Genomic DNA, 14,527 nt, shown 5'->3' on the forward strand with positions numbered 1-14,527 from the left:
AGCGCCGTCATCGTGACGGCGCTTTTTTTTTGCGTGCGTGGCGGCGCAAAAATGCGCGCATCATCGGTGCATGCGACGAGGCCTGCGCCAGGATTTCCGGATGCCGCGCATGGCCGCATCGCACACCCGAAAAAGCATTTCCGGAGACGCTGGCGGCGGCATTTGCCGCGCGATTGTGCGATAGCACGCGTATCGTGCAAAAAAGCGGGCGAAAACGTGTCGTGCCGGTTGCGCATTGACAAGGTTTTCGTGTACTTTATGAGATTGCAAATGCGAGCGTTAGAATGCGGGGTTTTTTAACCAGCGCGGTAGCGAAAAAACCTCGCAAAACAGGGATACAGATTTACACGGATATGCACAAAACCACACCGTTTTCGTCTGCCGCCGTGCCCGAATTTTTTCAGGCATGGCGGTTTTTTATTTGACGCATCGGTGTTGTGGCGAGCGCGATGCGAGGAGCGAAAAAACGCACGGCATCGAAAACGAATGACCGAATTCAGACTTTGCCACCAGCTGCGAGATAAAGCAGGGTGGCACCGACGATGGCTGAAGTGCTGCAAACGTGAGGAGTTGCAGCAGTTCAGCTGGTGCCGAATTCATTAGCGCAAACGACCGTTTGTGCCGATGAATAATTCGCCTGGCCTATCCCTGTGGTGGGTCGGACGGGTTTAAATCTTGTAGCTTAAATTTCTCATCTCAGATGAAGGAGAGACAAATGGCAACAGCCGCTAAGAAATCAGAAGTAAAGAAACCAGCCGCCAAGGCTGCTCCTGCCGCGAAGAAGCCGGCAGCCGCAGCGAAGACGGTTGCCGCTAAACCAGCTGCCAAAGCCGCAGCGAAACCAGCAGCAAAACCAGCCGCCAAAGCCGCAGCCAAGCCCGCAGCAAAAGTGGCTGCCAAGCCAGTAGCGAAAGCCGCAGCCAAACCAGCGGCCAAGCCGGCAGCGAAAGCCGCAGCAAAACCTGCAGCCAAGGCAGCAGCCAAGCCTGTAGCGAAAAAAGCCGCAGCCAAACCAGCGGCCAAGCCAGCAGCAAAAGCTGCGGCAAAACCAGCCGCCAAAGCAGCAGCCAAGCCAGCAGTGAAAAAAGCCGCAGCGAAACCTGTAGCCAAGGCAGCAGCCAAGCCGGCCGCCAAGGCAGCAGTCAAGCCAGCAGCGAAAAAAGCCGCGGCAAAACCAGCAGCCAAGCCGGCCGCCAAAGCCGCAGCGAAGCCAGCAGCAAAAGCTGTCGCCAAGCCAGCAGTGAAAAAAGCCGCAGCGAAACCTGCAGCCAAGGCAGCAGCGAAGCCGGCCGCCAAAGCGGCCGCCAAGCCAGCAGCGAAAAAAGTCGTCGCCAAGGCGGCAGCCAAGCCAGCAGCCAAGGCAGCAACCAAGCCAGCAGCAAAAGCAGCATCGAAGCCAGCGGCCAAGGTAGCAGCGAAGCCGGCGGCCAAGGCCGCAGCGAAGCCGGCAGCCAAGCCAGCAACTAAGGCAGCAGCCAAGCCAGCGGCCAAGGCAGCGGCGAAGCCAGCAGCCAAGGCAGCAACGAAGGCCGCAGCCAAGCCAGCAGCCAAGGTGGCAGCGAAGCCGGCAGCAAAAGCGGCAGCCAAGCCAGCGGCCAAGGTCGCAGCGAAGCCAGCCGCCAAAGCAGCAGCGAAACCTGTCGCCAAGGTAGCAGCAAAACCTGCAGCCAAGCCAGCGGCCAAGGTAGCAGCGAAGCCGGCAGCAAAAGTTGCAGCCAAGCCAGCGGCCAAGCCGGCAGCAAAAGCAGCAGCGAAACCTGCCGCCAAACCAGCCGCAGCGCCAGTCGTGGCAGCCGCACCAGCAGCAGCGCCGGCAGCAGCTCCAGCGGCACCAGCCGCCGTGGCCGCCAAGCCAGCCGCCAAGAAGGCCGCGCCTAAAAAGGCCGCACCGAAGAAGGCAGCTCCTGTCGCCAAGCCATCGGCACCTATCGCACCTGTAGCAAAAACCGTGTTGGCACCGGCTGCAGCCTGGCCATTCCCAACCAGCACCCGCCCATCGTAATTCCAACGATACGGGTGCCTGGATGAGGCAACACGCCGCTGTGTGACTCAATCACACAGCGGTTTTTTTTTTGGAGAATTAGTCGTGCTGATCGTTATCCTTACATTGATCGTTGATACCATCGCCACCTTGCTGGGCGGCGTGTTGCTGCTGCGCTTCTGGATGCAGGCGGTGCGCGTGCGGCCGCCCTCGTCGGTGGCGCAATTCACGTTTCAATTGTCCGACTGGCTGGTGCGCCCCCTGCGCCGCGTGGTGCCGGGCGTGGGCGGGTATGACTGGGCCAGCCTGATCGGCGCCTTCCTGATCGTGCTGCTGGCCAGCTCGGTGCTGTTTATTTCCGGCGCTCCCGTCGAAGTGGTGCTGCTCAAGTCGCTGCAACGCTTCCTGCAATGGATACTCTACGGTTTCATGGCCTTGCTGATCATCGAAGCCATCTTCAGCTGGGTCAACCCGCATGCGCCGCTGGCGCCGTTCGTACGGGCCCTGAACGAGCCGCTGCTGCGTCCGATTCGCAAGGTGGTGCCGCTGGTGGGCAGTCTGGATTTGTCGCTGCTGGTGGCGCTGATCCTGTTGCAGATTGCGCAAGTGCTGGTGGGGATGATTATTGTGCTGCGATGATGGTGATGTGAGGGCGTAGGTCGGGTTAGCGTAGCGTAACCCGACATCCCCCACGAACCCGACCTACATATTAATAGCGGTAACCGAATGCCGCTTCGAACTGCTCGGCGATGCTCTCCGGCGTAAACACATGGTTTTGCGCGCCCTGGGTGGCGATCTTGATGGCGCCCAGCAAGCTGGCCAGACGGCCGCTGGTTTCCCAGCCCAGGTCGTTGGTGATGCCGAACAGCAAGCCGGCACGGTAGGCGTCGCCGCAGCCGGTCGGGTCCAGCACTTCCTTGGCGGTCACGACAGGAATGTCGATGCGCTTGCCGTCCGTATAGATCTCCGAACCTTTTTCGCCACGCGTGACGATCAGCGCTTCCAGGCGGCTGGCGATGTCCGGCAGGGTCAATCCCGTGCGTTCCATCAACATTTCCATCTCATAATCGTTGGCCGATACATACGTGGCCTTGTTGATGAAGTCGATCAACTGTTCGCCATTGAAGCGTGGCAACTGCTGGCCCGGATCGAACATGAAGGGAATGCCCAGCTCGGCCAGGTCGGCGGCGTGCTTGAGCATGCCCTGGTCGCCGTCCGGTGAAATGATGGCGACCTTGGCCGGGCCTGCATTGGCGATCGGGTTTTCATGCGCGAACGACATGGCGCCCGGGTGGAAGGCGTTGATCTGGTTGTTGTCCGCATCGGCCGTGACGAAGCACTGCGCGTTGTAACTGTCGGCCTTGATCAGGATGTTGGCGGTGGAAATGCCCAGCTTTTGCAGGCGCTCCAGGTAGGCGGCACTGTCTTGCCCCATGACGCCGACGATGCGCGGGTCGCCGCCCAGCATTTTCAGGCTGTAGGCGATGTTGCCCGAGCAACCGCCGAACTCTGTGCGCATGGTGGGCACGAGGAAGGAGACGTTCACCTTGTGCAGCTGGTCGGCCAGCAGGGATTCGCCGAAGCGGCCAGGGAATTGCATGATGGTGTCGGTGGCAAGCGAGCCGCAGATCAGCGATGTTTTGGTCATGATAGTGCCTGTTAAGGGTAAAAGATGGCGATATGGTAGCCAGACGCCGTGAGCTGGTCTAATGCAAAATACAGTTTGATGGTTTGTTCCGAGCGCGGCGCAAACCCCGTGTTCACGTCGATAGTGGCCGGCAGATAGTCGCGCGGCGCGATCACGCGGCGCAAGAGGGGCTTGTCGTTCGCGTCGTTGAGAATCAGTTCGATGCTGGGCCAGGCTTGCACGCTGCGGCTCTGGTTGCGCAGCAGCGAGACGTAGGAAAACGTCTGTTCCTTCAGGGTCTGCAGCTCGCCCTGCTCGATGGCCAGCGCCTCGATCTGCGCCGGCAAGTCGACCTGGCAGCCGCTGAGCTTGCACAGCGTGACCAGGGTCGGCTTCCACTGCGGAAATTGCGCCGCCAGCGGATTGCGGAAGGTGGTCATTACCTGCAGGAATAATAAAAGCAGCAGTACCACCGAGCCGGCGGCCATGGCCACGCGCAGGGCCTTGCTGCTCTGTTCGCGGCGCCGGCCCTGGGTGACGAAAGCCGGTTCGTCGTCGGCTGGCGGCAGGACCGGTTCTTCCTGCTCATCGGCTGGCGCCGGCGCAACGGCGGCGGGCCGCGGCGTGAAGGCATGGTCGGCCAGCGTGGGTTCGCGGCGCGCGGGGCTGGCTGCGGCAGGCGCAGGCGGCATGGGCTTGTCCAGGCTGACTTTTTCGGTCGCGGGCGGCGCCGCTGCGGCGCCAGTTTCCAGATTCGGTTCGCGGCGGCTGTCGCGCAAATACGTGGCAAAGGCGGGCGCGTCATCGACCTGGCGGCGCTTGAAGGGCGCCATTGGCTGGGGCAACGGTGGTTCGGGCAGCTCGGCCGGTGTTTTTGCCGGTGTTTCTTCGGGGAGTTCGGGCGGTGTGTCGGCTGCTGCCTCTTCAGGCAGGCTGACGTCGAGGTCCAGCTCGATGTGCTCGCCATCGTCCGCGTCGTCCTTGAGCTTCGCCGTTTCCGGCAGGATGCCAAACGGGTCAAACGAGGTGTCGAAGTCGAGGGAGTAGATGGGTTCGTCGTCCGTGGCGGACGGCAGGCTGTTGTCGGCCAGATAACTGCTTGACGGCGGGGCGGCAGTACCGGGAGCGGATGTTAAAAACGGCGATGCCGCGGCTGGATCGACCAGCGCGGCATTGCCGTCAAACACTTCCCTGCACGTGCCACAGCGCACGATGCCCCCACGTAACTTCAACTGGTCAGCAGCGACCCGAAATATCGTGTTGCAATGGGGGCATTTGGTGGCGAGGGCCATTGCTGTGCTTATGCACCTTCCGCGCGGGGCGCAGGCGCTTGCGTTGCACCCAGGCGGCCATGCAGGGCCACCCAGCCGTCTTGCTCGGCCCATACACCCAGCTGGATGAACGGTGCGTAGGCAGCGGCCACTTCTTCCGCCTGGCGTGCCAGCACGCCGGACAGGATCAGCGCGCCGCCGTCGGCGACACGGCCGGAGAGCATCGGCGCCATCAGCTTCAATGGGCTCGACAGGATATTGGCGACGACGATGTCAAACTTGGCCGTGGCGTGTGCCGACGTGGCAAACGTGTCTGGCAAGAAATATTCGATCTCGCACTGGTTGCGCTCGGCATTGTCGCGCGCCGATTCGATCGCTTGCGGGTCGATGTCGACGCCGGCCACCGTTTGCGCACCGAGTTTCTTGGCCACCATGGCCAGGATGCCGGAACCGCAACCGTAGTCGAGCACGGTCTTGCCTGGGGCCGGATGGGCTTCCAGCCATTCCATGCACAAACGCGTGGTCGGATGGCTGCCCGTGCCGAAGGCCAGGCCCGGGTCCAGTTCCAGGATCAGACCGCTTGGATCCGGTGCCTCGTGCCAGCTGGGCACGACCCAGATATTCTTGCCGATGTGAATCGGTGCGAATTGCGACTGGGTCAAACGCACCCAGTCCTGCTCTTCCACGGGGCGCATGCTAAAGGCGGGCACTTCCGTCATGCCGACCGCTTGCGCAGCGGCGGCCACGATGGCGGCCTGGTCGGCGTCGACGTCCGTCAGCGCCACCACGCGGCTGCGTTCCCACGCCGCTTCCTTCGGTTCCATGCCGGGCTCGCCAAACAGCGGCTGCTCGGCATCCGTGCCTTCATCGGCGTCTTCCACCGATACCGACAGGGCGCCCGCTTCCATCAACGCGTCGGACATGGCCTCGGCGTTGTCACGGGCGATTTCGATGACGATTTCCGTCCAGCTCATGCGCCCGCCTTGATTTCGGACTTCTTGGCGATGCTGGGGCTGCCGCCATTCAGGTTCTTGCCCAGGTCCGGCATGTCGGCCAGCTTCTGTTCCAGATAGTGAATGTTGGTGCCGCCTTCGATGAAGCGCGCGTCGATCATCAGTTCGCGGTGCAGGGCGATATTCGTGTTGATGCCTTCGACCACCATTTCGGACAGGGCGATCTGCATGCGGCGGATCGCTTGTTCGCGCGTGGCGCCGTAAGCGATCACTTTGCCTATCATCGAGTCGTAATGCGGCGGCACATAGTAGCCGGCGTAGGCGTGCGAGTCGACGCGGATGCCAGGGCCGCCCGGCGCATGCCAGGACACGATCTTGCCTGGCGATGGCGTGAACTTGAACGGGTCTTCCGCATTGATGCGGCACTCGATGGCGTGACCCGACAGCAAGACGTCGCGCTGGCGGAAACGCAGTTTTTCGCCGGCGGCGATGCGGATCTGTTCCTGCACGATGTCGATGCCGGTGATCATCTCGGTGACGGGATGCTCCACTTGCACGCGGGTATTCATTTCAATGAAATAGAACTCGCCGTTTTCGTACAGGAATTCAAACGTGCCGGCGCCGCGGTAGCCGATCTTGCGGCATGCTTCGGCGCAACGGTCGCCAATTTTCTCGATCAGTTTGCGCGGGATGCCCGGCGCCGGTGCTTCTTCGATCACTTTCTGGTGGCGGCGCTGCATGGAGCAGTCGCGCTCGCCCAGCCAGACGGCGTTCTTGTGTTCGTCGGCGAGGATCTGGATTTCCACGTGGCGCGGATTTTCCAGGTACTTCTCCATATACACTTCAGGGTTGCCGAAAGCGGTGCCCGCTTCCGTCTTGGTCATCGCCACGGCGTTGATCAGGGCAGCTTCCGTGTGCACCACGCGCATGCCGCGTCCGCCGCCGCCGCCGGCGGCCTTGATGATGACCGGGTAGCCGATCTTGCGGGCAATTTGCACGATCGCTTTCGGATCGTCCGGCAACGCGCCTTCCGAGCCGGGTACGCACGGTACGCCAGCCTTGATCATGGTTTGCTTGGCCGATACTTTATCGCCCATCAAGCGGATCGATTCGGAGCGGGGGCCGATGAAGACGAAGCCCGATTTCTCGACGCGTTCGGCAAAGTCGGCATTTTCCGACAGGAAGCCATAGCCTGGGTGAATCGCTTGCGCATCCGTCACTTCAGCGGCGCTGATAATGGCGGGCATGTTCAGGTAGCTCAGGGTCGACTGTGCCGGACCGATACAAACGGATTCGTCGGCCAGCTTGACGTATTTCGCGTCCTTGTCGGCTTCGGAGTGGACTACAACCGTTTTAATGCCCATTTCGCGGCAGGCGCGCTGAATACGGAGGGCAATTTCACCACGGTTGGCAATCAGGATTTTTTCAAACATGGTAGGTTCGCGTATGTCTGTGAGAGCCGGCGAGCCGGCGAAACAACAAGTGTGAGGGGCTAAAACTGCAAACGGCCGTTGCCGGCCGTGTGGACTGGGTTTTAGCCGATCACAAACAAGGGTTGACCGAATTCGACCGGTTGGCCGTTTTCGACCAGGATCTGGGTCACGACGCCGGCTTTATCGGAGTCGATTTCATTCAGGAGCTTCATCGCTTCGATGATGCACAGGGTATCACCTTCCTTGACGGTCGAGCCCACTTCAACATAGGCGGCGCTGCCAGGAGCGGAGGAACGGTAGAAGGTACCGACCATCGGCGACTTGACCACATAGCCCGTTGGCTCGGCGGCGACCACGACGGCAGGTGCCGCAGCGGGAGCGGCGGCTGGCGCGGCTGGCTGGTATTGCGCTTGCATGCCTTGCGGCTGCATCATGACCATCTGGTTTTGCGGCATGGCCGACGATTTGACGATGCGAACCTTGCTTTCGCCTTCGGTAACTTCCAGCTCTGCGATATCCGATTCGGCGACCAGGTCGATCAAGGTCTTGAGTTTTCGTAGATCCATGTAAAACCCCTAGGAATGTAGTTTGTTTTATGAGTGATGCGGTGATGTCCAAGAGCCTATCGCCGCGCTAAATGCGTGCAGATCGCGTAGATTAACGTTTTTTAAGCGCAAAGTCGATGGCAAACCGATATCCATCGATACCTAGCCCGCAGATCGTCCCCTGCGCGATCGCGCTGAGAAATGAGTGATGTCGAAACGTTTCGCGTTGATAAATATTCGAGATATGGACTTCCACGAACGGGATGGCGACCCCGGCCAGCGCATCGCGCAAGGCAACACTGGTATGGGTCAGGCCGCCCGGATTGATGACGATGGCATCGATCCCTTCCGCTCGCGCGGCATGGATGCGGTCGATCAGCGCGCCTTCGTGGTTGCTTTGAAAGCAGACCAGGTCGGCACCGGCCGCCATGGCTTGCGCCATTGCTGCCTGTTCGATATCGGCCAAGGTGCTGGCGCCGTAGACCTCAGGCTCGCGCGTTCCCAGCAAATTCAGGTTGGGACCGTTGAGCAGAAGGAGGTTTTTTGCCATGTATGGAAGACCGTTTTAGCGAAAGTTCCGCATTTTGCCGCCAAAGATACGCATTGGCAAGAGAAAAAAGCACGCTCCGAATTTACAATTTATCCAGATCGGCGCGTAACTGATCAAATTTCAAGCGGCCCAGATAGGTCTTTTTGACTTCGCCATCGGCGCCGATCAGCACCGTAAAGGGCAAACCGCCCGTGGCATTGCCAAAATGGCGCGACAGGTCGGTGCCGCTCATGCCGGAGACATACACGGGATAGGCAATCTTGAACTTGCTGGCAAAAGTAGCAATATTGCTGGCCGAATCGATGCCGATGCCGATCACCTGCAGGTTTTTTGCCGCATAGTGGCCTTGCACTTCGGATAACTCCGGCATTTCTTCCACGCAAGGAGGGCACCACGGCGCCCAGAAATTGACCAGCAAATTCTTGCCTTTCCATTGCGACAAGGCTTGCGTGGCGCCCGCCGCGTCCGGCAAGGACAGCGCATACAGCTCGTTGACGGGGCCCGTCGCGCCTGGCGCGATCGTGGTCGTCAGCGGTCCCGCTGCTTTCGCTTTTTCCTTGCTTAAACCGACGTAGGCGCCCATGCCGCCAAACATCAGCGCGACGATGGCGCAGGCGATCCAATTCTTTTTTGTCATAACTTTATCTATATCAATGTTAGTCGGCAGCCGGCACGCCATCGGCAAGGCTGGCGGCCAGCAGGCTGCGCAGCCCGGCGATATCGGTGCGCAGCACCTTGCCGTCCGCCTTGGCTTTCAGCGCGCCGCGCATATCGTCGAGCTCATACATGGCGGCGTGCACGCCTTCGTTTTTCCACAGGAAACTGGCTGTCTCGACCGCATCATAACGCGCTCCCTTGAAATGCGGGCTTTCCGACATGTCGAGCACGACATTTTTATTCAGCAGGAAGATGTGGATTTCCTTGGCGCTCTCGGCAAACAGCTGCAAATAGATCTCGTCATGGGGGCCGGCCGTGCCATTGAGCACGGGGCCGCTGAGCAGGGGATGAAATTGTTGCAACGCTTCCATGACCTGCAGCGCAATCGTGCGCAGCTGGAACAGCCGTGCCGGCTGGCTGTCGGCCAGGAACAGGGCATTGTATTGCCGCACCTGTTCTTCGATCATGTCGTTGTCAGGCAGTACATTGGTCAGGTTCGGCGCGTCACCGAGGACTTGCCGCGCCGCCTTGCGCTTGGCGCTGCCATAGTCGGCGCCATCCTGCGCCACGAGGCGCGCGGCAGCGGCGGCGATTTCCAGGCGCAACTGCGCGCTATCGTCAAATGCATCGTTCGTCATGAGCGAGATGATACTCCGAAGCGGAAAAAGTCATGGCGTCAGGTAAAATCCTGCACTTGCTGTTTTTTATCTCACCGTCTTACTTACTTAAGCGTGCACCTTTCGCACTGATCACATGCATATTCATATTCTCGGTATTTGCGGTACCTTCATGGGCGGCCTGGCCGTCCTGGCCAAGGAAGCCGGCCATAAAGTCACCGGTTGCGATGCCAACGTCTATCCGCCGATGAGCACTCAGCTGGAATCGCAGGGAATCGAACTGATCCAAGGATTCGATCCGGAACAGACCAAGCTGAACCCGGATTTGTATGTGATTGGCAATGTCGTCTCGCGCGGCAACCCGCTGGTGGAAGAAATCCTCAACCGCAGCCTGCCCTATGTATCGGGCCCGCAATGGATCGGCGAACACATCCTGCGCAATCGGTGGGTGCTGGCCGTGGCCGGTACGCATGGCAAGACGACAACATCAGCCATGCTGGCCTGGATACTCGAAGACGCGGGCTACGCGCCGGGCTTTTTGATCGGCGGCGTGCCGATGAATTTTGGCATTTCCGCGCGCCTGTCCGGCAAGATCGACGGCAAGAGCGCCGAGTCGGACTTCTTCGTCATCGAAGCCGACGAATACGATACGGCCTTCTTCGACAAGCGCAGCAAGTTCGTGCATTACCACGCGAAGACGGCCGTCATGAATAACCTGGAATACGATCACGCCGACATCTTCCCCGATCTGCACGCGATCGAGACGCAATTTCACCATCTGGTGCGCACCGTGCCCGGCATCGGCCGCCTCGTGTACAACGGCGACGAAGTGTCGCTGCAGCGCGTGCTGGCACGCGGTTGCTGGAGCGAACAGGAAAGTTTTGGTCAAGATGCTAACTGGCAACTGCAAGAGCAGGCCGACGGCAGCTTCGATGTGTATTTCAATGGCCAGCAGGAAGGCCATGTGGCCTGGGCGCTCACGGGCAAGCACAACCGCAGCAATGCGCTGGCGGCCATCGCCGCCGCGCGCCACGTGGGCGTGCCCATTGCCCAGGCGTGCGCTTCGCTGGCCACGTTCGAGAGCGTCAAGCGCCGCATGGAAGTGCGCGGCGTGGTCAACGACATCACCGTGTACGACGATTTCGCGCACCATCCGACGGCCATTGCCACCACCGTGGGCGGCTTGCGCCAGAAGATAGGCGACAGCGGCCGCATCCTGGCCGTGCTGGAACCGCGCTCGAACACCATGAAGCTGGGCGCCATGAAAGAGGCGTTGCCGGGCAGCCTCAAGGATGCGGACCTGGTCTTCGGTTTTGGCAGTCATGCCGCGCTGGGCTGGAGTCTGGGCGACGCGCTGGCGCCGCTGGGCAAGATTGCCAGCGCCTTTGAAGACATCGATACCCTCGTGGCCGCCGTGGCCGCCAGCGCCCGTCCAGGCGACCAGATCGTGGTCATGAGCAACGGCGGCTTTGGCGGCGTGCACCAGAAATTGCTGGAGGCGCTGGGCCGATGATTCTGTACCTGCATGGATTTCGCTCGTCGCCCCTGTCGATGAAGTCGCGCCTGCTGGCCGCGCAGATGCAGGCGCTGGGCCGCGAAGCTGAATGGCTGTGCCCGCAGTTGCCGGCCTCGCCCAAGCTGGCCATCGAGCTGGCCCTGTCGCTGGTCAAGGATGCGGCGCCGGCCGACCTGACGATTATCGGCTCCTCGCTGGGCGGCTATTACGCCACCTGGCTGGCCGAGCGGCTCGGTTGCCGCGCCGTGCTGCTCAATCCTGCCATCGTGCCCCTGATCGACCTGGAGCAGCATGTGGGCGTGACGACCGAGTTCCATTCGGACAAGCCATTCGAGTTCAAGCGCGAATACATCGCCGAGCTGGGAACCTTTGCTGTAGAGAAAATTACTGAGCCGCAACGCTATTTCCTGATCGCCGCCACCGGCGATGAAGTGCTCGACTACCGCGACATGGTGGCGCATTATCAGGGGGCGCGGCAGTGCGTCATCGACGGCAGCGACCATGGCATCAGCGAATTTGCCGCCTACCTGGCGCCCGTGCTGGCCTTTTGCGGCATCGACGCGGACTCTGCCCAGTGAGGCCGGGTTCGCTGCGGCAGGCGCAATGGCATGCGCACGTGAACGCCGTCAATGCGCCGCCGGCCCTGCGCCACTGGCTCACGGGCGGCGGTTCGCTGACGGCCAAGCTGAAAGCGCACAGCCAGGCGTTCCGCGTGCAATGTTTGCATCAGGAAACGGCACGCTGCTTGAGCGACGAGGCCGCCATCATTGGTTTGCACCGCGCGGGCCGGGTATGGGAGCGCGAAGTGCTGTTGCGTTGTGATAACAGACCGGCCGTGTTTGGCCATACCGTCGTGCCCATGCAGGCGACGGCCACGGACTGGCCCCTGTTTTCGGCGCTGGGCGAGCGCTCGCTGGGCACGACGCTGTTTGGCGACCGCATGGTACGCCGCGGTGCACTGGAATTTGCCCGCTTGCGCGCCGGGCACCCGCTGGTGCAGAGGGCGCAGGCGGCACTGGCATTGGAAGGGCGGCGCTTTGATGCCAAGTCGCTGTTTTTTGCCCGCCGCTGCCTGTACCAGCGTCACCAGGGCTTGCTGCTGGTAACAGAAGTATTTTTGCCGGCGGTGCTCGAGTTGACGTCCGTCGCTCGCACCGCTGCAACCGACACACTAATAAACAAAGCATAATAATGAATCTATTTTTTGAAGAATCCGGCGATTTCAAGGTCGGCACGGTCCTGTCGCAAGCGGGTGAAGCGTACCAGGTCGAAATGGCCAGCGGCAAGCGCACCAAGGTCAAGGTCAAGGATGTGCTGCTGCAGTATGAAAAGCCGGCCCCGGCCGAGCTGCTGGAACAGGCCAAGGCCGTTGCTGCCGAGATCGACCTCGATTTCCTATGGGAAGTGGCGGGCGAAGACGAGTTCGGCTTTGCAGAGCTGGGCGCCGAGTATTTCGGCCATGCCCCCTTGCCGCCGGAAGCGGCCGGCTTGATCCTCGCCTTGCATTCGGCGCCCGTGTATTTCTACAAGAAGGGCCGTGGCCGCTACAAGGCGGCGCCGGAAGCGTCCTTGAAGGCGGCATTGGCCGGCATCGAAAAGAAAAAGCAGCAGGCCCTGGTGCAGGCAGGCTATGTGGAAGAGCTGAAACAGAACCGCTTGCCCGCCTCGATGCAGCCCATGGTGCTGCAATTGCTGTTCAAGCCGGACAAGAACACGATTGAATACAAGGCGCTGGAAGCGGCGTGCACGGAATTGCACACGACGCCGCCGCGCCTGATGCTGGCCGTCGGTGGTATCGCTTCGCCGAAAGACTTGCACCTGTCGAAGTTCCTCTTCGAAAATTTCCCCAAGGGCGCCGGTTTCCCGAGCGTGCCTGTGCCGTCCGTGACAGCCAAGCTGCCGCTGGCCGACGTGGCCGCCTTTTCGATCGACGACGTGACCACGACCGAGATCGACGATGCGTTTTCCGTGCAGCCCTTGCCGGACGGCACCGTGAAAGTGGGTATTCACATCGCCGCGCCGGGCCTGGGCATCCGTCCGGAAGACGTGATCGACAAGATGGCGCGCCAGCGCATGTCGACCGTCTACATGCCGGGCGATAAGATCACCATGCTGCCGGACGAAATCGTCAATGCGTTTACCCTGGCGGAAGGCACGACGTGCCCGGCACTGTCGCTGTACGCGACCCTGGACCCGAAAGCCGACTGGGCCGTGGTCAGCACGCAGACGCGCGCCGAGCTGGTGCCGATTGCCAGCAACTTGCGCCACAACCAGCTCGACGACCTGGTCAACGAGGAAACCCTGACCAGCGGCGAAGGCGACTATCCGCACAAGGCCGACTTCGCCATCCTGTGGCAATGGGCGCAGCAGCTGGAACAGGGCCGCATGAAGAAGCGCGAAGCGTTTGGCCTGAAGCCGGAACAGAATAACCGCGTCGATTTCAACTTTTATGTGGAAAACGACATCGTCACCGTGGCGCGCCGCAAGCGTGGCGCGCCGCTGGACAAGATCGTCGCCGAATTGATGATCTTTGCCAACAGTACCTGGGGCAAGATGCTGCACGAACATGGCGTACCGGGCATCTACCGCAGCCAGGGCGGCGGCAGCGGCAATAGCTGGGCGGCAAAGATGCAGGTGCGCATGGTCACCCATGCGGCGCCGCATCAGGGCCTGGGCGTGGATCAATACGCGTGGAGCACCTCGCCCTTGCGCCGCTACACGGACCTGGTGAACCAGTGGCAAATCATCGCCTGCGCCGAGCATGGCGTGACGGCGCCGCTGGTGGCCCCGTTCAAGCCGCGCGATGCGAATCTGTTCGCCATCGTCTCGGCCTTCGACGCCGCGTATGCCGCGTATGGCGATTTCCAGTCGAATATGGAACGCTACTGGTGCTTGCGCTGGCTGCACCAGGAAAACGCGCGCCAGGTCGATGCCGTCGTGCTGAAAGACGAGATTTTGCGCCTGGTCGACATTCCGCTGGTCATCAAGCTGCCGGGCATGCCATCGGTGGCGCGCGGTGCGCAGGTCAAGCTGGATCTCTTGCGCTGGGATGAAGTCGACCTGAGCATCGAAGCGCGCTTGCTGGAAATCGCCGCCGTGCCCGATGCGGCGGCCGATGCCGAGCTCGACTACGAAGAGGAATCGGGCGACGAAGGCGCGGAGGAAGCATCGCCGGAAGCGGCGAACCAGGTCAGCGACGCCGACGCGGAAGTGGCGGAACTGGCCAGCGAAGACGTGGTCAGCGAGCCCGAGGTCAAGTAAGGCCGCGAGGCGGCGTGAAAAACGGGACTAAAACTGTTTCCCGCGCCGCCCTTTGACGTAGAATTCAGCCATCTTGTATCTTGTGCTTGTTGCGAACTGGGTTGCGCGTGAAGTCT

General features: G+C 61.2%; 15 protein-coding genes. 5 read left to right on the plus strand and 10 right to left on the minus strand.

Annotation, left to right across the window (positions count from 1 at the left end):
• Positions 1–696 precede the first annotated feature (696 nt).
• The gene (locus IGS60_RS02130) at positions 697–1,407 is read right to left on the minus strand and encodes a hypothetical protein (protein WP_230502098.1); all 711 of its coding nucleotides are present in this window, start codon (positions 1,405–1,407) and stop codon (positions 697–699) included.
• 56 nt (positions 1,408–1,463) lie between these two features.
• Positions 1,464–1,832: a hypothetical protein gene (locus IGS60_RS02135; protein ID WP_230502100.1), complete on the minus strand. Its 369-nt coding sequence runs from the start codon at positions 1,830–1,832 to the stop codon at positions 1,464–1,466.
• Positions 1,833–2,086: 254 nt separating this feature from the next.
• On the opposite strand from IGS60_RS02135, the gene IGS60_RS02140 reads away from it, so the two are divergent.
• Positions 2,087–2,620 carry a YggT family protein gene (locus IGS60_RS02140; protein WP_227742044.1) on the plus strand — a complete coding sequence of 178 codons (534 nt, stop codon included), beginning with the start codon at positions 2,087–2,089 and terminating at the stop codon, positions 2,618–2,620.
• 70 nt (positions 2,621–2,690) lie between these two features.
• Here IGS60_RS02140 and IGS60_RS02145 read toward each other — a convergent pair whose 3' ends face one another.
• The 8 genes from IGS60_RS02145 to IGS60_RS02180 all read right to left on the minus strand — a co-directional run bounded on the left by IGS60_RS02145 (position 2,691) and on the right by IGS60_RS02180 (position 9,655).
• Positions 2,691–3,629 (minus strand): carbohydrate kinase family protein, encoded by a 939-nt coding sequence (locus IGS60_RS02145; RefSeq protein WP_034780255.1) that lies wholly within the window; start codon positions 3,627–3,629, stop codon positions 2,691–2,693.
• Between the two features lie 11 nt (positions 3,630–3,640).
• Entirely contained in the window at positions 3,641–4,900 is a 1,260-nt protein-coding gene (locus IGS60_RS02150) for a DUF3426 domain-containing protein (RefSeq protein ID WP_230502102.1), read from the minus strand.
• A gap of 8 nt (positions 4,901–4,908) precedes the next feature.
• Complete coding sequence (prmA, locus tag IGS60_RS02155; protein ID WP_070310144.1) at positions 4,909–5,853, minus strand: 50S ribosomal protein L11 methyltransferase; 945 nt, start codon at positions 5,851–5,853, stop codon at positions 4,909–4,911.
• Complete coding sequence (gene accC, locus IGS60_RS02160) at positions 5,850–7,265, minus strand: acetyl-CoA carboxylase biotin carboxylase subunit (protein WP_070222157.1); 1,416 nt, start codon at positions 7,263–7,265, stop codon at positions 5,850–5,852. The genes prmA and accC overlap by 4 nt, the downstream gene beginning before the upstream one ends.
• Positions 7,266–7,366: 101 nt before the next feature.
• Positions 7,367–7,831 carry an acetyl-CoA carboxylase biotin carboxyl carrier protein gene (gene accB, locus IGS60_RS02165; protein WP_070222155.1) on the minus strand — a complete coding sequence of 155 codons (465 nt, stop codon included), beginning with the start codon at positions 7,829–7,831 and terminating at the stop codon, positions 7,367–7,369.
• 91 nt (positions 7,832–7,922) lie between these two features.
• Positions 7,923–8,360 carry a type II 3-dehydroquinate dehydratase gene (gene aroQ / locus IGS60_RS02170; RefSeq protein ID WP_034746628.1) on the minus strand — a complete coding sequence of 146 codons (438 nt, stop codon included), beginning with the start codon at positions 8,358–8,360 and terminating at the stop codon, positions 7,923–7,925.
• 82 nt (positions 8,361–8,442) lie between these two features.
• Entirely contained in the window at positions 8,443–8,997 is a 555-nt protein-coding gene (locus IGS60_RS02175; protein WP_070222153.1) for a TlpA disulfide reductase family protein, read from the minus strand.
• Between the two features lie 19 nt (positions 8,998–9,016).
• Positions 9,017–9,655 carry a hypothetical protein gene (locus IGS60_RS02180; RefSeq protein ID WP_070222151.1) on the minus strand — a complete coding sequence of 213 codons (639 nt, stop codon included), beginning with the start codon at positions 9,653–9,655 and terminating at the stop codon, positions 9,017–9,019.
• A 115-nt stretch (positions 9,656–9,770) separates the two neighbouring features.
• Between IGS60_RS02180 and mpl the strand changes: the two genes are divergently transcribed.
• Genes mpl through IGS60_RS02200 form a run of 4 tightly spaced genes read left to right on the plus strand, consistent with a single transcriptional unit; the run spans position 9,771 to position 14,411 of the window.
• Positions 9,771–11,147, plus strand: a complete 1,377-nt coding sequence (gene mpl, locus IGS60_RS02185) for a UDP-N-acetylmuramate:L-alanyl-gamma-D-glutamyl-meso-diaminopimelate ligase (protein WP_230502104.1) — start codon at positions 9,771–9,773, stop codon at positions 11,145–11,147.
• Positions 11,144–11,728, plus strand: a complete 585-nt coding sequence (locus IGS60_RS02190; RefSeq protein WP_230502107.1) for a YqiA/YcfP family alpha/beta fold hydrolase — start codon at positions 11,144–11,146, stop codon at positions 11,726–11,728. Before mpl ends, IGS60_RS02190 begins: the two co-directional genes overlap by 4 nt.
• Positions 11,725–12,339 carry a chorismate lyase gene (locus tag IGS60_RS02195; protein ID WP_070222145.1) on the plus strand — a complete coding sequence of 205 codons (615 nt, stop codon included), beginning with the start codon at positions 11,725–11,727 and terminating at the stop codon, positions 12,337–12,339. The genes IGS60_RS02190 and IGS60_RS02195 overlap by 4 nt, the downstream gene beginning before the upstream one ends.
• 2 nt (positions 12,340–12,341) lie before the next feature.
• Entirely contained in the window at positions 12,342–14,411 is a 2,070-nt protein-coding gene (locus IGS60_RS02200) for a ribonuclease catalytic domain-containing protein (protein ID WP_230502111.1), read from the plus strand.
• Positions 14,412–14,527: the final 116 nt, after the last annotated feature.

Origin of the sequence: Janthinobacterium sp. FW305-128 (assembly GCF_020858135.1) — a bacterium.
GTDB lineage: Bacteria > Pseudomonadota > Gammaproteobacteria > Burkholderiales > Burkholderiaceae_D > Janthinobacterium.